Here is a 22,452-nt window from a genome sequence, read left to right on the forward strand (position 1 = left end):
AAGTAGAAACAATTGGCGTGATTGGGAAAAGAAGCCTACCTTTGCGGCCGAAAACAAATTAATAAAAATAAAAAAGTATGGCTTCAACTCGAGCATTGGCGAAAAGCATTAATATGCCTTTCTTGCAGAACAACAACAAAATTATTTACGTTTCACTTCTTATCATTCTTTCTGTCTTTTTATTTCTCGATTATATTCCGGGAATGCACGCTTATGCTGCATGGGTTACTCCGCCGGTAGCTTTATTTCTTGGTTTGGCATTTGCCTTGCTTTGCGGGCAGGCGCATCCTAAGTTTAATAAAAAGACATCCAAATATCTGTTGCAGTATTCTGTGGTAGGTTTGGGATTCGGCATGAATTTGCAGGCGTCACTTGCTTCCGGTAGGGAGGGCATGGAATTTACGATTATCTCTGTGGTAGGCACATTGCTTATCGGTTGGGTTATCGGTCGTAAGTTCCTGAAGGTAGACCGGGACACTTCTTATCTGATTAGCTCCGGTACGGCTATTTGCGGTGGTAGTGCTATCGCGGCGGTAGGCCCTGTATTGAAAGCAAAAGATAGTGAGATGTCCGTGGCTTTGGGTACGATTTTTATATTGAATGCGATAGCATTGTTTATATTCCCGATGATAGGTCATGCGCTGAATATGAGTCAGCATGAATTTGGTACGTGGGCTGCCATTGCCATCCATGATACAAGTTCGGTAGTTGGTGCGGGTGCTGCTTATGGCGAAGAAGCGCTAAGAGTTGCCACCACTATCAAGCTGACCCGTGCGCTTTGGATTATCCCGTTGGCAATCGCCACTTCGTTTATCTTTAAGAGTAAGGGACAGAAAATCAGTATCCCCTGGTTTATCTTCTTCTTCGTTCTGGCAATGGTTGTCAACACCTATGTGTTGAATCTTTCCGAAACGGGCGCTTTGATCGGTGCAGGAATCAATAGCATTGCACGTAAGACATTGACGATTACCTTATTCTTTATCGGAGCTTCCCTTTCCCGCGATGTATTGAAAGCGGTGGGCATCAAACCGCTGGTGCAGGGTATACTGCTTTGGGTGGTTATCAGTTGCAGCACGCTGGCCTATATCTATTGGTTCTGATATAAGGCTGTAACGGTTTGTGGAGACAAGACGGTATATTCGTTTTGTATTCCCTGAATATTTTCATCGGTCGCATATATAAATACACATCTCGCTATTACCGGGGTGTGTATTTCTTTTATGCACCCTGCCCAACAACGCCGAACCGAAGTCACCGGAACGTAAGTAATAAAACCTTGTCGTTCCAGCTTCTTTTTAATACTCAGTTCGGCGTGCGGACCAGTTAATACGATATACCACGAATGTGGTTTACCCAAGTGAGTGATAATATGTTGAAAAGTCATAGTTAGTTAGCTTTTGTTACTGTAAAACTGAATGCATGAAAAAATTGCGGCCTGTTTCCGATTGTTATCGGAAGAACGATTGTGACGGAAGTTCTTCCGCCTTTTCTAATATTTCTTTTATTGTATATTTTGTTAATCCCTTTTGGAGTAATCAGGTTGGATGCGGTGATTGTACGGTTTATTCCATGATTGCTTTGAATGCTTTCCGTAGGAACTTTGTCGGTTGTAAAAGGAAAGAGACTGACGCCTGAGGCTTTCCCATTGACGATGAAACCGGCTTTTTCCCAGTTCAGCCATACTACTTCATCAGTATTGTTTTTGATAATTACTTTCCATGCACTGCTGTTCGGGATGAACTGATAAAACACATTATCTTTAATATATTCCAATTTATCTTGATGATTTTCATACGATTTAAATGAGATACGGCAATTTTCATTATCAATATATTGCGCATGTGATAATGTGGGAAACAAAAGTGACAATAAAATAATGAGATGATGTTCCCGTTTGTATTTCCGGTAGTCAAAGTAAGTCCATATAAGGATAGCCAGTATACAGATAGGAATTGCAATGAGAATATAAACAGTCAATGTCATAGCATTATATGTATTATCTTTTTATTCGTATGAATACGTGGCAAAAATATCATAAATTAATTGATAAAACAAATAAATTATGGGATAATTCGAACTTATATACAGATAAATTATTGTTCAAGTAGTTTTCGTGTGGCTAATTAATTCGTATCTTCATAGAAATGGAAAAGAGTAATATATATATTGGCGAGATTATCAGGAATGTCATGGCTGATAATCAGGTTACTAAGGCTGAACTAGCAAGAAGACTGGGTGTTAGGCCTCAAAGTGTCGATTATATGTTGACACGGAAAAGTATTGATACAGATACGTTGTACAATGTTTCAAGGGCATTGAATTATGATTTTGCCATGCTATACTCTTTGCGTGAAGGACAGACAAATTGTGATGTAAAAGAATCCGTATATAATGTTGCTACCGCTAAAATACTGGTGGAGTTGGAATTGAAACCGGAAGACTTGGCGAGGTTGAATTTGAAAAAAAGAATCTCCGATGTGTTGAAATGATTCATGGATATATATTTATAAATTTGTCTCAAAAGAATTTATTGGTTTTGATATAAGGTTGTAACGGTTTGCGGAGACAGGACGGCATATTCCTTTTGCATCTCTTGCATTTCTTCGTTGGTTGCATATACAAATACACATCTTGCTATTGCCGGGATGTGTATTTCTTTTATACGTCCGTCCCAAGTGCGCCGAACCGAAGTCGCCGGAACATAAGTGATAAATCCTTGCCGTTCCAGTTTCTTTTGGGTACTGAGTTCGGCGTGCGGGGCGGTCAGTACGATATACCACAAATGCGGTTTATTCAAATGGTTGATAATATATTGGAAAGTCATGGTTAGTTAGCTGTTACAACAAAGTTGAATATATGGAAAAACTGCGGTTGATTGCCGATACCGATTGGTAAAACGATATTGACGGAAGTCCGTCCGCCTCTCTTCAGATTTCGTTTACTGTATATTTTATTGACTTTTTTCCCTTTTATTAAGTTGGATGCAGTGACAGTCCGGGTTATTTCGGATTTTTCTTTGATAACATCCGTAGGGGTGCTACCGGCTGTAACAGGGTAGAAACCGACACCGGACGCTTTTCCATTAATGATAAAGCTGGCTTTTTCCCAGTTTATCCGTATATCCTTATTAGTATTGTTTTTGATGGTTATTTTCCACGCATTGCTTTCCGGGGTAAAACGGTAAATTATGCCGTCTTGGGTATATTCCAGTTTACCCGGCTGGTTTGCATACGATGAAAATGAGATTTTGCACTGTGCTTTGTCCGTATGTTGCGCATACGACAATATCGGATAAAAAAGAAGTATCAGGAGTATAAAATGATTCTTGCGTTTATATTTCCAATAATCGAAATACAGCCATAGAATGATAGCCAGCAGACATACCGGTATCGCAATAAGAATGTACGTTATTAATGCCATACACTATTTATTATTTTTGTTTGTTGCAGTGGCAAAAATATTATAAAATAATTGATAAAACAACAATATCGTAAAAACAAATATACAAATTACTGTTAACGCGAAGTATATAAGACAATTGACTGAAGATGATTGGTTACGGATTATACGTTTCCGGCTTTTATACTGCCTATCTTTGTAAATGTATGATTTCTGCTAATTCCTGAACATTTTATTCTTTGCTCTATTATCATTTCGTGTATTTTTGCATCCGTAAAAGAGGTGACAGCCACCTGAAATTAACCTAATTCGATATAAATAGCGTATGAAACTTATTCTGCTTTCTCTTGTGTTCCTTTGTACGTTCCCTTTGGGGGCGCAGCAAGTCATTGGCTTTGAAGACCGGGTTCCCGAGAGTTTTACCTCTCCCGACAGGAAATCCCTTTCTTTATCAAACCGTTATTATAAAGAAGGTAAGAAAAGTCTTGAATGGAATTTCGGTCCCGGCTCGGTAATGAACGTTGCGTTGGACGCTCCGCTGGCTTTGAACAATAAGACAGAGGCCACACACGGTATCACGCTGTGGATTTACAACGAGAAGTCACAGCCGGATTCATTACGCTTTGAGTTTCTCGATGCCGAGGGCAAAGTGTCCTATTGGTTTACGTATCGGTTGCAATCGCCTGGATGGCGTGCCTGCTGGATTGGCTTCAAGAGCATGCGCGGCGATAAGGCGGACAAGTTAATCACCTCTTACCGTATAGTGGCTCCCAACCGTAAAGGCCGGGTGTTCTTCGACCGCTGGAAATTCCCGGAAAAGGCGATGAACCTGCGTACTACCCCCGATATGCAGATAGATTACAACAGCCTTGCCGTAGGGCGCGACCTTTGGCACTGGTGCCGCGTATGGGAGTGGGAGCAGTACGAATATGACATTCCCCGTCCGGCCAAGCTTACGGAACAACAACGCCGGGACCTTAAAACGATAGAAGAACGCCTGAATGAGGCTCTGACACCGCCGGCCGCTTCTGCCGTGGCTGCCGCAGTGAAAAAAGCCGTGGCTACTTATGCAAAGGCCGATATCTATCCGTCGGGTTCGGGCTTTACGGGCGCGCCTTTACTGGCTCCCGACGAGCTGCATCGTGATAAAGGCGAACTTTCTTGGAATGACCTTGAAGCCATGCTTGCCGGATTTGCCTACGATGCTTATTGCAACAAATCCTATGAGGCCGAAAGCAATTACTTTGCCGTATGGGAGTATGCGATAGACCAGGGTTTTGCCTATGGCAGCGGTATGGGTACCAACCATCACTACGGCTACCAGATACGTAAGATATATACCACGGCTTGGTTGATGCATAAAGCCATTCTGAAGTCTTCACGCCGCGACGACATTCTCAAAACACTGCTTTTTTGGTCTGCCCTGCAGGAGACGAGACTCCCTTGCGCCGAGATACGCGATGAAATGCTCGACTCCTGGAACACCTTGTTGCAGCCCAAGTTGATTGCTGCCATGATGATTCCCGATGAATGCGAACGTGTACAGGCTTTGCGCGGTTTGTCCCGCTGGGTGTCCGGTTCGGTAAATTGTACGCCGGGTACGATTGGCGGTATCAAAGTGGACGGTACGACTTTTCATCATGGCGGTTTCTATCCTGCTTATACTACCGGAGCACTTGCTACGGTGAGCGATTATATTGCCATGATCGGTGGAACGGAATTTGTACCTTCGCTCGAAGCCCGTCGTCTTTTGGCGGGCGCCTTTACCGCCATGCGCAATTATTCCAATCTTACAGAGTGGAGTACCGGGCTTGGCGGACGCCATCCTTTCGGCGGCAAAATGGGTGGGGCGGACATCAAAGCGTTCGCGCAGCTGGCTCTTTCCGGTGACTTATCCGGACAGGGCGGTGAGTTCGACCATGCGCTGGCTGCCGACTATCTTCGTTTGATGAATGGTAAGAACAGTCCGGAAGCCCGCTTCTTTAAGGAGAAAGACATTCAACCGGCCAAAGCTCCGCAAGGATTCTTTGTCTATAACTATGGCGCTGCCGGTATTCACCGCCGTGCCGATTGGATGGTGACACTCAAAGGATTCAATACCAATGTGTGGGGTTCGGAGATTTATACGAAAGACAACCGTTACGGACGCTACCAAAGCTACGGTTCCGTTCAGATAATGGGCTATCCCTCACGTAAGGCGAGCGGGTATGTGGAAGAGGGGTGGGACTGGAACCGCCTGCCGGGTACGACAACCATCCATCTACCCTTGGAATTGCTGGACAATCCCCGTACCGGTACTTTAATGGCGCGTTCTACCGAGAACTTTGCCGGAACTTCCTCTTTGGAGGGACGTCACGGTATGTTTGCGATGAAGTTGAAAGAGGCCGATTATAAGAATTTCACTCCAGACTTTGTGGCACGCAAGTCCGCTTTCTGCTTCGATAATCGTATCGTTTGCCTGGGTACGGGCATCAGTAACAGTAATGCGCAGTATCCTACGGAGACCACCCTTTTTCAGAGTGAATACCGTCCGGGCAAGGCGGCCATCTCCGTGATGGGAAAGGAGATAGACAAACCGTCATTCGGCGCAAAACTGGCGGGTAATCCCAATTGCTGGTTGCGTGACGGATACGGCAATCATTATCTTGTACCGGAAGGTCTTGTACGTGTGCAGATAGCCGAACAACAGAGTGCCAAAGATACGGATAAATCTCCGACAAAGGGTACATTTGCCAGTGCCTATATAGTACATGGTCTGGCTCCCCAAGACGCTGCCTATGCTTACAGTATTCTCATTCAGCCCACTGCCGGGGAACTTGCCGCAGCGCAAAAGGAGCCCGGTTATTCCATTCTCCGTCGTGACCGGCAGGCGCATATCGTTTTCGACCGTGCTTCGGGGGTAACGGGGTATGCCGCTTTTGAGGCTGTCAGTTTGCCGGAAGATGAAGTTGTTGCGGATATTGCTTCCGAAACAATGGTAATGCGCCGTACGGCAGAGGATGGAACGCTGATTGTCAGCGTTTGTGACCCTGACCTGCACATCAAGGAAAAAACATATACTACTCCCGAGCCCAGTGCGCCGTCTTTCAAAACTTTGCATCTGAGAGGCGCGTGGAGTTTGGCTGTACCCAATGAAAAGGTAAAAGTACAGTCGGCAGGAGATGTTACGGAAATAACCGTTACCTGCCGGCACGGACAGCCGGTGGAATTCCGATTGAAGAAATAACGGGTTTTCTTTAGGTATTTTGTTCACCCCTTTCGTTCTTCCTGTTTCTTTATTGATGCAAAACAGGATGCGAAAGGGGTGTTTACATTTTATCTCTTTTGCCCTTCACCTTTCACAACTCTCTATTCATGCGGGATAGCGGGTGAACCCTTTGATTTTGTCCATTCACAATTTCCTCACAGCTTGTTGTTCAAGAATGCCACACCTTAGTAACCCAAACACCTCACCTTAACTCCTCGAATTGCAGGGGTTTGCTCCCCAAACCTTAGGGCTTTGGTGTGTTATGCTGTGGTGTTTCAGTTGCTAAGGTGTGGTGTTTGGGGTGTTAAAGTGAGGTCTTTTGATAACAAAAAATGTCTCGTAAGATGAATAGATTCGTTTCGTGTGGGAAATAATTTCGTCTCGTGAGATGAATAATTTTATATCGTGAGACAAATAGTTTCATCTCGTGAAGTCGATTTGTTTTTTAAGGGAGAGTTGTCGAACTGATTGGTGTCATTGGGTATTTACAGAATGTATTTCACTTCCTTCACCCGTTATCCCGTATGAATAGGGAGTTATGAAAGGTGAAGGGGTAATCTGCAAAAAGGAAAAAAGAGGTTGTTTCTTCCGATGATAGTATCTTATCTTATGAGGATATTACTTTTTTGGAACAGGATAGATAACAAGAAAGGCTGACAATCTTGTCAGCCTTTCTGTTCTGATATTATAACCTTAAAAAGAATTTATTATTTCAATGCCGTAAGCCAAGCGGGCACATAACCCAAACGGCGGCGGAGTTGCGCCTCATAGAGAGAATAAGGCTCTACGCGACTGCCTTGGCTTTCGATACGTTTGTTTTGTGGTACATCACTGATGAATGTTTCGGCAAAATTGATAGAAGCACCGTGGAAACCGACGATAACGGGCGGTACTGTTTTGCTCCATGCAGAACTTTTATCCCACCATACAAACTGATTGTTCCAATTGCTTTCATAGCCCGTGCGGGTAGCATTCATATTCCAAATGATTAAGTCACCTAAATGATTAGGAACTTCGTATCGGTCTCCACCTTGACGGCTGGGAATGAAAGCGCCTGTACAGCGGTCTATCAATGTGGCACGCGGTTGTGATGCGTGAGCTTCGTAGCAAGCATCGTCTCCCCATTGTACATTCCAGATAACGGCTCCCATGCTTGGTTTGGATACGCCACAACCGTGATACTGTCCGGCATTTTCCATCCATTCAGCCAACTCTCCGGCTTTAGGAATTCGATAACCGCTACTATGGTCGTATACTTTACCTATAAATACGCGTGAAGAAGAATTGGAGCGTACGGCTGAATGTCCGCGATTGCCACTGATTTCTATGTCATAGGCCGACACATTGGCGCAACTAACCAAAGAGGCTGCTTCACTGACACTGACAAAATTAACACGACGCATCCATGAGTCCGTCAGGCGTACTAAGTCTATAAGCTTGTATTCGCTGTCATAAGAACCATTGTTACTGCTACTTTCATGGTGCTGGAATCTCTCTTCCGCTTTTCCTTCAAAAGCGATGTCTTCCACCCCTACATTTTCATAATGTTTGTATTCTTTGATAACCCAATTATATTTGGCTTCCACTTCGTGCATGATAGGCTCTTTGAAAGTAACCTTATTACCATTGACAGAAACCACTTGATGTAAATCATATATCTCCGCTCCATCTTTCACGATTGAAGTTGCAGCGTTCAAATCGCTGATGGGGTGAGGGGCTATTTCTTTGGCAACAAATTCCGGGTCATTGTTTTTCACGTAGAGACATACCCAGTCACCCGCCTTGATTTTAGAAGCACTACCCACGGTTATTTCAAACCCGCCTTTGGGAGTATCGGCGGTAACCTCGGTAATGTCGGATTTCATGTCAACACCGGAATAGTTCTTTATTTCAATCATCGTGGGACACGTCCACATATCACCGGGAGTAGCCATTGTGTTTTTAGCATTCATCTTGAGCGTAGTAAGATTTCTACCTGCTCCTTTGATAAGGAAACCGCCCATAGTAAGGCTGATGCTCTGATTTACCTCTTCTTCGGTCTGTAAAATGTAATTTCCTTTCGGGAAATAGATAATGGCGTTCAGAGGCTTCTCACCTTGTACCTGCATACGAATGGTGGAAAAATCCGGATTTTTTTCATTGATGTTGAGCGTACGTTTTGCCCCTGCTGCTTCCAAAGCCTTTAAGAATGCTTCCCGATCTGACTTGTCATCATCAGGTATGGCACCATAATGGGTTACATCAAACACTTTATATCCGCGAGCTATCAGCTCCTCCATTTCCGGTGGCGCTACTTCTCCGTGCATATATCCCGCATACGAAAAGTCGAGCAGTACATTGTTCTCCGAACCGGACACAAACTCTTTCCATGCATTGCAATAGTCGGCGTCAAAAGTCGTGTTCAGCAACTTGGCTTCCAGTGTCACTGTACGTTGGTATTGCTTGGAAGAAGTAATGATAATGTTAATATTCTGTGTCTTTGTGGCAGATGCTGTGGCCGGAGCCTTAATTGATAATTCATCGTTTTCCAGTGTCACCGTCCAGCCGTCGGGAGCTTTTATTCTGGTTCTCACTACATCGCTTGTCTCCACTTCGTACTTGCGTTCTTCGTTGAGGAAGAACGTCAGCCCGTCTTCTGCTTCGCTTCCTTTTACTTTGAGGTAGAAGTTACTGATGACAGGGAAATCCTTTAATCCTTTGTCCGCTCCCAAAGTAAGGGATAGCTTACCGGCAGTTTCGTTATAAACGATGTCACTGAAGAGCGAGCTTACTCCTGCGCCTTTACCGCCGAATGCAGCGATGCGGTTGCGTGAGGTATCGGACAGATAGGCATAAGTGGTACCGCCGTCACAGGTTATTTTCCAGAAGCCTTCGTTGTCAATCTGCAATTGAGGAGAACGGTAAGCGGCTTCTATATCTTCCAGCGAGTAGGCATTCAGCGTTTTGCCGGATGGGTCGGTGAAGTCGAGATAATTACTGCCGTCGAAGCTATAAGCCCAGTTACCCTTTTCGGAGATTGTGATAAGGGGGAAGAAAGCGTCTACCTCTTCTCCGGCGCCGATATTGTAGGCGTTACCACCGGAAAGTTCTACTTTATAGCCTGTTTCGATGGGAGTGATACCTACGGGAATCTCGCCGGACAGCAGACTTTGGTAGCAAAGAATGGAGGCATTCAGTCGGTCGACCGTATCTTCAAAGGCGGCTACCTGCTCTTTCATATACTCGGCCTGTGCCTGTTTGTCGGCATCGTCGTCGCACGACTGCAGCGGCAGTAGCAGCAGGCTGCAAACGGCGGGAAGTAAAAGTTGTTTGATGTTCATTTTTCTCATACTTATGTGTTAGATTTGGTTTTTTATTTCTTTTCGATAAAATTGAGGTAACGGGGGAAACCATCTTCCAGCACTACTGTTACACGGGTTTGCCCGTCGGTGTGGGTTACGGACAGGGCTTCCGCAGCGCTTGTCTCATCCAAAGTCCATGTTCCGTGGAAAGTTAGTGTAGCGGTGGTGGGGGTGGATACCCAACCGAAGTATTTATCGGACTGCGGACGCAGGTCGGGGTTGCAGACAGCTATTGAAAGCTGCTTGCCTGTGATGCGCTCCAATAGCAGCAGCTCCGTGTTCGAGGCGAGCAGTGCACCTTCATTCAGCCCTGTGGCAGGGGCAAACAAAGCGTATGCGGTTGTGTGCGAAGGTGTGTGCTTCACGATGTGCAATGAATCTTGCTGCTGTTTTACTTCGAAGATACCGCCTTTGCGTACAAAACGTTTGGCGTCGGCGCGCATGCGTTCGGCCGTAGTGGCAGGTACTACAAGGAACTGATATTTCTTTTGTGCGGGCTTCGCGCCGTGCAGAAGATATGCTTTGGCGGCTGTCATTGTTCCCATACCTTGCTCGGTAAGGCCGAAAGAGGATGGAGTGGTCTGCTTGCCGTAGCGAACGATAAGCGGGTCGTTTCCGGCAGGGATGAAGTATCCGGTAGAGCATGGATTTACAATCCAAGTATCTTTGGAAGAGGCGATGCTCAGTGAATCGCCCTCTGCCAACGGTTTGCCGTTGACTATCGTTGAGGCCTTGCCGTCCGTAACGCTTTGGAACAAGTTGGTGGCTGTAATCCATTCGTCAGGATATTCACCTTGTGCGCTTACGCCGCTGCCCATGCTGAACAACATGCCGTCGATGGCAAAGACTGACTTGCAGAAAGAGAGGTGAGTGGGAACGAAACGTTGGCTGCCCCATTTGTCGTCCTGGTCGAAGGCGGCGGCGAACAGACCGCAATCACCCCATGCCAATGCACCTGCAAAGTTGGTGGTGTGCGACCATTGGTCGAAACGGTCGGCGTTGTTGCCGTTGGGCAACATTGATTTCCAGTCGGTGTAGTGTACGGTGGTGGTACCGGGCATTACGTTCCAGTCCCATCCGCCTTTTTCAGCGCTTTTCTTGTCCTTGTAAGGGTAGCCGGAAGCCGCTAAAGAGCCTTCATACAATACTTCCAATGTACCGTGCGATTGATAACGTCCGAAGCGGTTGGTCTTGTTATAGATTTCGCCACCCCAGAAACGGGTGGTGGGGCAGCGCATGGTGGCTACCCAATTTGCCTGACGATAGATGCCGGCCGGACTGTAGTTGAATTGATAAAAGCCGTCCAGTTTCCGGGGAGCGACGCCTTTATAATGGTCGGTTTTGAAGAAGGCGTTGTAATAGGCGGCAAGTTCCGGGTCGAATTCTTTGCCGTCCATATCTCCGCCAATCTCTACCAGTTCGCGGAAAAGAGCTTTGGAAAAGTTCACGTCCAGCCCGTAGAGCGGGTGACGTCCGGCGAGGCTGTTGGCGTAGAAATGTTCCGTATCGGATGCGGAAGACGTAGCCATAAGGTATACGCTTACGATTGCCTTACTCATGCGTTGGTATGCATCGCGGGTGATACGGAAAGCAGTGCCTTTCAGCCGTCCCATATATTCCACCCATGTGCGGTAGGAGTACATATAGCCGTTGTAATGTGTTTTGTGGTGGAAACCTGTACCGTCGGGTTTCAGGATGTCTTTTTCACCGGGTACATATTGCGTACATGCCGAGAGATAACGTGAGAATGAACGCAGGTCTTCCGCTGCTTGTGCATTGTCCGGGTTATGGAGTGCGCATACAAACAGATGTGGAAGCACGTTGTACAGATAGTCGGAATTGACGGTACGTTTCAGGATAGCGTCTTTCTGGTTGAGTTTATAAAACTCCATCAGTCCTTTTACCGATTCAATCAGTCGTCCCTGTTGTTCGGGAGTACAAACCGGCAGGGCGGAAAGAAAATCGACAGGAACGACACGTACGTCTGTGTACGAGTTGTATGGAAATGCGGGAATGCGTTCTATTACTCCGTCGTTCAGTACTTTATCCAGGTAAGGAGTAAATTCGGAACCTTCGGGCAGGTTCTCTTGTGCAGCGTATGCCAATGCACGTATGGCGGCGGCGAGTTTGCGGGTATCTTCAATCTTTACCGTTTCCATTTTGGCGGTATCAAAGGTTTTTATGAAGTCGATAGCACGCTGTACTTCTGCCTTGGTGGCTTTTGCCGGTTTTAAGGGGTATTTTTTACGTAATTTCAGCAAGTCTTCGATAGATGTATCGGAGGTATTGCCGGATTGGTGGGTAACGGCGGATGGGATACTGTTGTCGGTTGCTTCTGATGCCTGGGCATGTGGTTGTCCTGTCAGGGACAGAAGTAATAATAAGCCAAGAAAATTCTTCATAATATCAGTCTTTTAATTTTGGTTGCTAAATTCGGCATTTTGAGGGATATGTGAGGTATAAAAAAATACAGAAAAGGGGAGATTATTGTTCAAGGGGAGGTCTGATTTTGTAAAGCTTTGCTTGAGCTTTGTAAAGTGGCACTTTGATGCTACAGAGTGACACCTTACGGGGCTAAAGTGGTACTTTGTATTGCGTATGGTTATGGTTTGTTTTTGGTATTAGTGTAAGTAATGAGAATTGATTGTATTCTGTTATGTATCAGCTTTCATCCGGTATAAGTCATTCAGAGCGTATCGAAGAATCTCTTCTCCAAATATATGCCAAGAGAGCAGATTCTGCGCTACGCTCTGAATGACAGAATTTGAATGGGGAAGTTAAGGATAAATGTATATAAAAGTGATTATTTTATCGTAGGATAAGGGGATAACTTCTTTGAGTATGTGTGACAAAGAGGTATGAAGCTAAAAAATCCCTTGCCATGGGGGCGGCAAGGGATTTTGGTTAAGAGCTATAGCTCTTGGATAGAGATTTGATTAAGGTTGAATTATATTTGAGGTCTTTGTTGCTCAGGTATTTCTTCAAAAGCAATCGGTTCTAATTTTACGTCTTTAATATGGAAATTTACGGGATTTATACCTGTATTTTTATTCGACACAAATTTTAATTCCAATTGTTCGTAGGCCTCTGATATATCTGCTATTTCTTTAATATCTGCAGCGCTCGGGCTTCCGGCTGTACTTGTAGTTGCCTTAGTAAAATCAAAGAAAATTTCTTGGTCTATCCATTTTTGTTCATCAACATCTGTTTGGGTAGGCTTTGTCGCTCCTAAATTAGCACTCTTTCCCAATGAGTTACAGAAGAATAAATTACCATCATTTTTTGAATATGTTCTAATGAAAATACGCATTTCACCTCCAACTTTGTCTGCTCTTAATTTAAAGGTTAGTTTGTGGTAAGTTGGCTGAAACTTCTGTTTGTGATGATATCCAATACTGCTTTTGAACCAACTACCTGATGGAGTGCCTAGAGTTGTAAATGAAATATAGTTTTCGCCGTTCTCATTTACAAGTGTTGCTTGAATTTCAGCTTCTGTATTGTTAAGAGCATACCAAAAATCACCATCTTGGAAATAGTCTATGCTGGTTACAGTCTGAAAATCATTACTAGTTAAATCTGCAATAGATTTTGTGATAAGATTTTCTTTCAGTTCTTCTCCTTCTAAATCAATACCAGGTGTTGGTGCCCATGGATCAATATCGCCCTTAGGGAATTTGATACCTGCATTATTCTGACCGATAGTTACTTCCATTCTGAAATATTTACCCTGGGGATATGTTATATCTTTAGGGGCTTTAAACATATAATTTTTACCACTATTGACTCCATAAACTTCTAACAATGTACTACCTTGTGTCATTATTTGTTCGGGAACAATAGCACGGTAAAGATAAGTTCCTGTGTTTTCTGTATTTGCTACATAGGACATAATTACATCTTGTTTGTTGGTAGTATTTGTTATTATTTGTGTAGTAAGGTCAATGTTGGCATCGGTGATTACATTCTTTAAAACTACTTTTTGAGGAGCTGTATCACCTACTTTATCTCCAGCTATAAGTACCTCTACCATAGCATAAGCATGACTATAATTCAGAGTGATGGGATCACCGTTATAGGTACTTTCATTTACCTTTGAAATAAGTACGTCGCTTAAATCATAGCTACTGTTACCTTCACCTTGAGTAGACTGGTCGGGTAACACATTCAGACTAGCAGCTGCTGCTGTTATATTTGCTGTATAAGGATAATATGCATAAAAGGTATAATCAGTTCCTTCTGTTAATGTAATTGCATCGCTTACGCTAACAGCTTTCCATTCATTATTATTATAGGTGTATTTACGATTACTCTGTGTACCATCACTACTAACAGCAAAGATACCAACTTCATCGCCCTCTCTCCAGGAGATTGTACGGTTTTCTTCATTATGGGTAGTTATAGTACGTGTACCTGTTCCACCATTTATAGTCATTGTAAACTCGGCAGGCGTACCTTTCTTTACAGTTGTTTGAGGTTCATTATCTTCTTGACTGCAACCGGTAGCTATAAATGCCGCTGCAAGGCAAAATGTTAAATGTTTTAAAGTTCTCATATTATTAAATTATTTTTGGTAGTTAATTAATACTTTTGGTGATATGTGTAATGTGAATGAAGTATGAAGTCTTACTTAGAATACACTAAGATTGTGCTTCTTCACCTTCACCACTAATTTTATCTCCTTCTTCCCAACCTGCGATAGGTGAGGAAGAACTATCGATAGTATAGCCGGTGTTGCTGACAGTAACATCGAATACATACTGCATCCCACGCTCAAAACTACCTATGCTGCTACCGATAGTATAAGTCTTCTTCTTCAGCGCATCAGGCAACTTGTTTGCATTGATAGTGGCTACATATCCCTGTGTACCGCCGAGAGGCATAACAAATGCTTCTGTGGTGCGTGCCACGGTGGCATCGGTAGACGAGGAAGTACGCATACGGAACGAGGCTACACTTTCTGTATCGGCACTGAAACGTCCCTCGACAACATTGAAACTACCGATGGTAGGTAGGCCGTTAAGGTCTACTGTCACATTATCAAGCTGTTCCGCCGTTATATCTCCCTCCGCACGGAAGTAAAATACCAAACGGCTCAGGGCGGGAGCGAGGCGCATGGAAGCCACCGTATTCTCTTTAGTGAGTGAGCTGGCACGTCCATACAATAGGGAAGATGCTTTCATGTCTCCCTGTTTGTCCAACTTCAGAGGCACCATACCTTCGGTTTCGAACGTTTCCTGACGCGGATAGTAGATGGCTACATCCCATACATCCTCACCTGTTGTAGGAAAGTAGGGAATGGCGTCTACTTGGTCGGGCTGGAAATAGTCGTCATACGAAGTCGGTGTAGGACTGTAGCTGAGATTAGCGTGCGGGCTCACCACTTCGCTACTGCCGCTTTTCAGCACATATACGCCGATTTTGTCCTCGGGCTTGGTCCAGGTAGTTCCTTCCTGCTGGGTGTCATAGTTGGTGTACACCTTTGCTTCGATAATGAGAGGGTATGCCTTAGGGTCTGCGGCAGGTGCTTCATCATCGCTGCAGGCGGTCAGTAAAGCCCCTGCAAGGAAAAGAAATATGAGTTTGTTTTTTATCATAACGGATACCGTTTCTTTATTTGATTGCGTGTTATTCTTCTATTTTCTTCAGTGATACGCCGTCTATCAGGACACTTGACGGTTCGGATGCACTGTTTTGGAAACAGATAGAGAAGTTCTTCAAGTCTGTGGGAGTAGCATCCTCCGTATCGTTCATGCTGAACTGGTAGATGCTGTTGGCCACTTTACCGAAGTTGAAGTCGAGCGTGTAGTAGGTCCACTTACCCGAAGGGTTCGCCTTGCCGAAACCACCGTAGAATTTGCGATCCGCTTTCTTAGGCTGGCTTTGTGTGCACACAAAGAAACGTTGCAGGTCTTTACCGTTGGCATCACGCAGACGGATGAATACTTTTACTTGTCCCATGTCTTCGGACTTAGCCCAGAAACCCAATTTATACATACCCGGTTCTGCGCTGCCTTCGTAACGTTGTGCCACGAACGACTTGTACCAGGTAGTCAGTTTGGGGTCTACGGAAAATTCCAATACTTTGCCGCGCTGCTTGTCGTTGATGATGCGGAAAGAAGCTGCGGTTTCATCGTTTACGGCGCACCAAGTGCCGAATGTCACGTTGTCTTTGCTGCCATATTCTGTAGTGAGGTCGGCGTTGTCGAATTCATTGTCCTTTATCAATTCTTGTGCTTGCAGTCCGGCTGCCATAACCAGCATACCGAAAACGCTTAAAATAATCTTTTTCATGATAATAATTATTTTTAGTGGTTAATAAAACGCTTGTTTGAATTATTGTGCGGGTTTCACTTTAACGGTTACTTCACGTACTGTCTGTTCCGAATTCCATTTGTTGGCATTGGTAACGATGAAAGTGGCGGTATAGGTACCCGGTTCGTTGTAAGTGTGCTGATAGATGCCGAGACGGGCGTTTGTTCCCTTGATAGGAGTACCACGGTCGGGCTCTACGCTATGCGGTGACAGCTTCTGGCTTACCATCCATACATCGATGTCGTAATCCTGGGATTCGTTGACTGTTATTTTTCCATCCGTTACGACATATTCTTGCGGTTGGAACATCATACTGTAGTTGCTGACAGTGAAGTTGTTCTGTACCTTGGAGGTGACAAAGTGCGGCGTGAAAACGAACTCCCTTACCATGTCTTCCACTACAATCAGGTTTTTGTCCGGTTCGCGCTTCACGAGTTTTAGTTCGGTGATGTCGATGCGGGGGCGGTTGTCGTAGCTATATGTCTTTGTAGGGTCGCTCGGAAGAGTATGTCCTTCGCTTTTTATTCCTGTGTGAGGCTCCGCCAGATAACGGAAAGCAAGGTAGAAATCCTTATCTTTGTATTGGCTGAGATTGACAGCGGCATACGGCAGTTTGGCTGTGGTACTGGTTTCCAAGATAACACTTTTCAGGTATTCTTCATTGACAGCCGGATCCGGGTCGGTAAGGTCGTGCCATTCTTCGGGGTTGATTTCTCCCGAACCGTCGTAAGTATCTGAAATCATGACGCGCAGGATACGGTCGCCCAAATAGTCATAATTTTCGGCATATTGCATCTTGGCGGAGTATGAAAGTCCGAGACTGTCTACTTCGGGCAGCGTGGTACGGTCTCTGTTGGCATAACGGTCGTTTTTCTCGCCGGAGTAGAAAGCTATGTAGTCGGGATTTCCGTCGAATTCGAAGGTGACAGGCTGACCGGCATACACTGCATCGGGTGTTTGGACGTTTACACCGAATTCTACACTTTCGGTTCCATCGCGATCGCATGAGGAAAAAGTAGCGAGCAGGCATAACGCCAGCAGTTGCGCAAGGCGTTTACCGGAAGCGGGATTATTATTTGTTTTCATATCGTTATGAACTGTTATTTATCGTTTCTATTATATACTTTAATCGGGTTACCAGCGTTCGTTCTGCTTACAGATGGTATTGGTGCTTAGTTCGCACTGCGGTATGGGCAGATACAAATTACGCTCGGATATATTGTAGGCCGGAACGGAACGTACGTCGCTACGCTCATAGCCCACTGTGGCGCTGGAAGCACCGCAATTGGGGTTCTCGGGAGCGGTTTGGTCGTAGAGCATACGTATGCGGTCGAAATAGAACTGTTCGCCGCGGCGGCGCAATTCCATGTGCCGGGGCACTTCAAAGCAGAGTTCGCGTGTCTGTTCCCTGAACAGTAATTGCCGCATGTTCTCCTTGTTGTCGGTTCTACCGGCTTCTCCTTGTAGGAGAGTTCGTGCATTGGAACGTTCGCGTACGCGGTTGAGGGCTTTTATACACTCATCTGTGGGGCCGTTCAACTCATTTTCGGCTTCGGCAAACATCAGTAATACGTCGGCAAAACGCATGATGGGGAAGTTGATGGACGAATTGTTACGTGCCCACGGACGTACGGGGTCGTATTCGGCACGCCATTTGCCGGGGTTGCCGGTGCGGCCGTAGTTGTTGGCGCTTGTCAGGTTGGCATCGGTCAGGTAGTTCTTTTCTATTTTTCCGGTCTTGTCATTGGCTTTATAAGTGTAGTCGGCGAAAGTCCACCAACGACGCTGGTCGCCTTTGTCTTTGGCTACATTTACTTTGTATTCTCTTTCCGCGTCTCTGTCACTTTCCAGACCGTCTTCCAAGTAGAGGCGGTATAGTATCTTGGTAGCATCGTACCAGGCGTATGCGTAAGGTACATCAGGGTCGGTGGTGACACCTTGCGATATGCCGATGTACAAACCTACTTTACCGCATTCGTTACTGCGGTCCATGCCATTGCCGTAGAACTCCACCTCGAACATGCTTTCGCGGGCTTCGAGGTCGTAACGATTGGAACACATATTAATGAAAAGGTCGCGATAGCCTTGGTGAGCAGGGTCTGTTTCTCCGTAAAGGTGATGCAGATTGCTGTCTATAACTTTCTTGGCATAGGTACGGGCTTCTTCCCAAGTATCGGCATAAACAGGATAGCCGGACTGCCAGATATAGGCACGCGCCAATAATGCCTGTACTGTGGTACGGGAGATGCGTCCCGGAGCGTTCAGCTCGTCAGCGGGAAGACAGCCGCTTTCCGCCGCTTTCAGGTCACGGATAATTTGTGCATATATAGCTTCCTGCGGAGACTTTTCCAAGAGCTGCGTGGTGAGGTCGCGGGTAGGAGTCAGGCGCAATGGCACTTCACCCCAATAGGCAACGAGATTCATATAGTAGAGTGCACGCAGTGCGCGAGCCTCGGCAATATACATTTTCTTGTTTCTTGCGCTTCCGCATTGTTCGTCTGTACGCTGATTGATGAGGTCGATAAAATCGTTGGCGCGGTTGATGCCGTCGTAGAGGGCAAGCCAGCAGTCCTTGATATAACCGTCCGTATTGTTGTGCGTATAAAGATTGGGTTGGAGGTTATCTTTACCGTAGCTGCGGTTGTAGACGAGAATATCTGTTCCGGAGTCGAGGTCGCCCCACAAGTATTGTCCGTAAGTTCCCGCATAACCCAATACGTCGTATACACCGGCTAATCCGGACATACAAGAGGTTTCATCCTGATAGATGGTCTCCGCATCGGGATTGTCGTAAATTTCAGTGTCCAGGAAGTTGCATGAGGTGCAGAGTCCGGCACTTAGCAATATATATATCAACTTTTTCATGGTGTTTATATCTTTTTAGTTACTTCTGAATATCATATTACAAACCTAACTTCACGCCGAATGTATAGGAACGGGTGCGAGGGTAGGGGGAATAGTCGAAACCGCGTGTCATTGCCGAGTTACGGGTAGATACTTCGGGATCGTAACCGGTATATTTGGTCCACGTCCAAATGTTCTGTGCGGATACATATACACGGAGCGAACGTATCTTCAGGTTCTTCAGCATCTTGGTGGGGAAGCTGTAACCCAGCTGCACATTCTTTAACCGCAAGAAAGAAGCGTCTTCGATTTCTCGGTCGGTATTGATGTTGGTCAGGCTGCGGTTGGGAGCACACAGATAATTGGTGTAGTTACCTTCGGTAATGCTGCCGTCCGGGTTAACCGTACGCGGTGTCCAGTGGTTGGCGGCGGAAACAAGCTGGTTAGTGTGCTTGCTGTTGAGCGATTCCAGACGGGTACGGTTATAGTTGATAACGTCGTTGCCGTAAGACCATTGGAAGAATACGCTCAAGTCGAAGCCTTTCCACTCGAAGTTATTGGTGAAACCTCCGGTGTGGATGGGCAGACCGTGACCGATAATCGTTTGGTCTTCAGCCGTTACCTTACCGTCGCCGTTCAAATCTTTCAATTTTACGCTACCGGGCTGGATGTTGCTGCGAACTTCAGTATTATTGGGTATTTCAGGCTTCAATACGTATTGTCCGGGAGCCACTTCGTTGAAGTCTTCGTACTGATAGACACCGTCGTATACATAGCCGTACATCTCGGATAGCGGGTGTCCCACCTTACAGATGTAGTTGTTAGTGGTTATCACGCTGCTGTAACGGCTCTCCTGTCCGTCGGAAAGTCCTGTGACTTTACTCTTGTTGAAAGAGATATTGAAGTTGGTGGTCCATTTGAATTTGCCCTTACCGCCTACAAAGTTTACGGTATTGATAGAAAATTCAAGACCGCGGTTGTTGATACTTCCGATATTTTGTTGTACGGAAGAGAAACCGAGCGAACCGGGCACTTCGGCGTAGAGCAACAGGTCTTTGGTGTCTTTGTTGTAGATATCGATTTCACCGTTGATGCGGTTGTTGAAGAAACCGAAGTCCAAACCGATATTCGTTTGGTAGGTAGTTTCCCATTTCAGGTTTCTGTTACCTATCTGACTGTTGTAGATGGCTGAAGTGAGCATATTGTTGAATGCGTAGTTCTGGCCGGTGGCATAGAGCACGGAAGAAGCGTAGTCATTGTAAGTATTGTTGTTACCGGTAGCTCCCCAACCTACACGCAGTTTCAGGTTGGACACGAATGTGTCTTCCAAATTCATGAACGGCTCGTCGGAAAGACGCCATGCAAATGATGCCGAAGGGAAATAACCCCATTTGTTGTAGGGGAAGCGTGACGAACCGTCGGCACGGATGGTAGCGATCAATATGTAGCGTGACTTCCAGTCGTAGTTGAAACGCGCGAAGTAAGACATCAGTTTGCTTTCCACGCTGGTGGTAGTGATGGAGCGGGGAGTACCGCTATCCAATCCCCAGAAACCGAGGCTTTCCCATGTGATAAGTCCCGAACCGGCTCCCATCACCGTAGTGCGGTCGCTGGAAAGAGAAGCTCCGAGAAGTCCTGCCAGATTGTGATCGCCGAAACGGCGTTTGTAGTTCAATGTGTATTCGTTGGACCAACTGTTACGGTCTTTGTCGGAGAAATTACCGTTTACACCGCTTGCGGAGTATTTGGGGTCTCCCTGATAGGTATCCGAGTTGTAGAACGTACGGCGCACATCTTGTCTCCACGTATAGTTGAACGTGGCTTTGAAAGTCAGGTTCTTGATAATATCCCAAGTCAGATACGTATTCAGGTTCAGTTGGCGTGTACGGGTCTGGTCGTACGAGTTCTGTACGGTTTTCATGGGGTTGTACGGATAGTTTCCGCTCTCATCCACCATGTTGTTAATCAGGTCGTCTTTCTCATTATAAGTAACCGGACGGTAAGCGAGTACCTGATAGAGGTAATATTGAGATGTACCGCCGCCCGACTGTGAGGGTGCCGAACCTTTGGACAGGTTATTGGCAAAGTTCATCGTTGCGCCGAACTTTACGGATTTGCTGATGTTCTGGTCGAGAGTAAGGCGCGCCTTTAAGCTCTCGTAAGAGGAGTTGATGATAACGCCTTGCTGGTTATAATAAGAAATACTCGAGCTATAACGGGTGTTTTTACTACCGCCGGAAAGAGATACATTGTGGCTTGTCATGGGAGCGCCCCGATATACTTCGTCTTGCCAGTTATAATAAGGTATGTAATCGTAATCGGCCAATGTACGTTTACGTCCCAATGCTTCGCTATATCCGAAGTAGGTATCGTTCAGCTCTTTTTCGGTCAACATTTCGGTCTGCAACTTCATAAACTGCTTACCGTTCATGATGTCGAGGAATTGAGGCTGTTCCTGCCAGGTAAAGTAACCGTCGTATGTCACGCGGGGAGCACTCTCTTTACCGCGTTTGGTAGTGATGATAATTACGCCGTTAGCGCCGCGCGCGCCATAAATGGCGGTTGCGGAAGCATCTTTCAGAATGTCCATGGACTCGATGTCACTCGGGTTATAGGCGGCGGCGTTGGGGTCGTCGGTCGCAAAACCGTCGATAACATACAACGGAGAACCGTCGGAGTTGTCGGAAACCGTATTACTACCGCGGATAACGATGTTCGCTGCCGAACCGGGACGTCCGTCACCGCTTACCACTTGCACACCGGCAACACGTCCGCCTAATGCCTGGTCGAACGATGCGACAGGAGTTTTATTGAGCTCTTCCATGTCTACTTTCGCCACAGAACCGGCAAGGTCGCCTTTCTTGGCGCTACCATAACCGATGGCTACTACTTCATTCAGCATCACGCCGTCTTCTTTCATTACGACATCGATTACTTTATTCTTTCCTACCGGAATTTCACGGGTGGTGTAACCGATAAAGGAGAAAACAAGAATGGCTTTCTGATTAGGTACTTCAATCGAGTATTTGCCGTTTATATCGCTGATAGTACCGATTGTGGTTCCTTTTACAGTAATGTTGGCTCCGATAACTGTTTCTTTAGTCTCATCGGTAACCGTACCTGTAATTTTGATTTGTGCTTGCAGCGCAGTCAGCGAAAGCAGCAAAAAGAATAAAAGAGAACTCGCTCTTTTAAAGCTCACGGAATGGTTTCTTTTCATATTATCAAAAATAAGATTATCTTATGCTGTTTTTTAAATCCGGTGGCAAAGTTATAAATATATGTAAAAACATTCTTCTATAATAGTAC

15 protein-coding genes are annotated in these 22,452 nt (G+C 45.7%); 3 read left to right on the forward strand and 12 right to left on the reverse strand.

The window, feature by feature from the left end:
• Positions 1-77 precede the first annotated feature (77 nt).
• The gene (locus tag BHV73_RS04100; RefSeq protein WP_009121472.1) at positions 78-1,100 is read left to right on the forward strand and encodes a YeiH family protein; all 1,023 of its coding nucleotides are present in this window, start codon (positions 78-80) and stop codon (positions 1,098-1,100) included.
• Here BHV73_RS04100 and BHV73_RS04105 read toward each other — a convergent pair.
• The gene (locus tag BHV73_RS04105) at positions 1,088-1,384 is read right to left on the reverse strand and encodes a UpxY family transcription antiterminator (RefSeq protein WP_118467109.1); all 297 of its coding nucleotides are present in this window, start codon (positions 1,382-1,384) and stop codon (positions 1,088-1,090) included. The genes BHV73_RS04100 and BHV73_RS04105 overlap by 13 nt on opposite strands.
• 2 nt (positions 1,385-1,386) lie before the next feature.
• Positions 1,387-1,983 (reverse strand): hypothetical protein, encoded by a 597-nt coding sequence (locus BHV73_RS04110; RefSeq protein ID WP_009121474.1) that lies wholly within the window; start codon positions 1,981-1,983, stop codon positions 1,387-1,389.
• A gap of 161 nt (positions 1,984-2,144) precedes the next feature.
• Here BHV73_RS04110 and BHV73_RS04115 point away from each other — a divergent pair, with 161 nt between their 5' ends.
• Positions 2,145-2,489: a helix-turn-helix domain-containing protein gene (locus tag BHV73_RS04115; RefSeq protein ID WP_009121475.1), complete on the forward strand. Its 345-nt coding sequence runs from the start codon at positions 2,145-2,147 to the stop codon at positions 2,487-2,489.
• Between the two features lie 38 nt (positions 2,490-2,527).
• On the opposite strand, the gene BHV73_RS04120 is transcribed toward BHV73_RS04115, so the two are convergent.
• Both BHV73_RS04120 and BHV73_RS04125 read right to left on the reverse strand, forming a co-directional pair.
• On the reverse strand, positions 2,528-2,824 hold the full coding sequence (locus tag BHV73_RS04120) for a UpxY family transcription antiterminator (RefSeq protein ID WP_118467112.1): 297 nt from the start codon (positions 2,822-2,824) through the stop codon (positions 2,528-2,530).
• A 2-nt stretch (positions 2,825-2,826) separates the two neighbouring features.
• A complete protein-coding gene (locus BHV73_RS04125; RefSeq protein ID WP_118467114.1) occupies positions 2,827-3,420 on the reverse strand; it encodes a hypothetical protein in 594 nt (197 codons plus the stop codon).
• A gap of 304 nt (positions 3,421-3,724) precedes the next feature.
• Here BHV73_RS04125 and BHV73_RS04130 point away from each other — a divergent pair, with 304 nt between their 5' ends.
• Positions 3,725-6,625 carry a chondroitinase family polysaccharide lyase gene (locus BHV73_RS04130; protein WP_283127593.1) on the forward strand — a complete coding sequence of 967 codons (2,901 nt, stop codon included), beginning with the start codon at positions 3,725-3,727 and terminating at the stop codon, positions 6,623-6,625.
• Positions 6,626-7,353: 728 nt separating this feature from the next.
• Here BHV73_RS04130 and BHV73_RS04135 read toward each other — a convergent pair.
• From BHV73_RS04135 to BHV73_RS04170, 8 genes are all read right to left on the reverse strand, one after another.
• On the reverse strand, positions 7,354-9,975 hold the full coding sequence (locus BHV73_RS04135) for a BT3328 family hyaluronic acid endo-lyase (RefSeq protein ID WP_283127594.1): 2,622 nt from the start codon (positions 9,973-9,975) through the stop codon (positions 7,354-7,356).
• Between the two features lie 23 nt (positions 9,976-9,998).
• On the reverse strand, positions 9,999-12,389 hold the full coding sequence (locus tag BHV73_RS04140) for a polysaccharide lyase family 8 super-sandwich domain-containing protein (protein ID WP_283127595.1): 2,391 nt from the start codon (positions 12,387-12,389) through the stop codon (positions 9,999-10,001).
• 545 nt (positions 12,390-12,934) lie between these two features.
• On the reverse strand, positions 12,935-14,539 hold the full coding sequence (locus BHV73_RS04145) for a fimbrillin family protein (protein WP_118467122.1): 1,605 nt from the start codon (positions 14,537-14,539) through the stop codon (positions 12,935-12,937).
• Between the two features lie 85 nt (positions 14,540-14,624).
• Entirely contained in the window at positions 14,625-15,581 is a 957-nt protein-coding gene (locus BHV73_RS04150) for a fimbrillin family protein (RefSeq protein WP_118467125.1), read from the reverse strand.
• 31 nt (positions 15,582-15,612) lie between these two features.
• Positions 15,613-16,278 carry a BT4411 family hyaluronic acid-binding protein gene (locus BHV73_RS04155; protein WP_283127596.1) on the reverse strand — a complete coding sequence of 222 codons (666 nt, stop codon included), beginning with the start codon at positions 16,276-16,278 and terminating at the stop codon, positions 15,613-15,615.
• A gap of 42 nt (positions 16,279-16,320) precedes the next feature.
• Positions 16,321-17,385, reverse strand: a complete 1,065-nt coding sequence (locus BHV73_RS04160; RefSeq protein ID WP_283127597.1) for a DUF5017 domain-containing protein — start codon at positions 17,383-17,385, stop codon at positions 16,321-16,323.
• 48 nt (positions 17,386-17,433) lie between these two features.
• Entirely contained in the window at positions 17,434-19,164 is a 1,731-nt protein-coding gene (locus BHV73_RS04165; protein WP_195501006.1) for a RagB/SusD family nutrient uptake outer membrane protein, read from the reverse strand.
• A gap of 37 nt (positions 19,165-19,201) precedes the next feature.
• Positions 19,202-22,363, reverse strand: a complete 3,162-nt coding sequence (locus BHV73_RS04170) for a SusC/RagA family TonB-linked outer membrane protein (RefSeq protein ID WP_286736841.1) — start codon at positions 22,361-22,363, stop codon at positions 19,202-19,204.
• Positions 22,364-22,452 lie beyond the last annotated feature (89 nt).

It is taken from the genome of Bacteroides sp. 44_46, assembly GCF_001915465.1.
Classification (GTDB): domain Bacteria; phylum Bacteroidota; class Bacteroidia; order Bacteroidales; family Bacteroidaceae; genus Bacteroides; species Bacteroides clarus.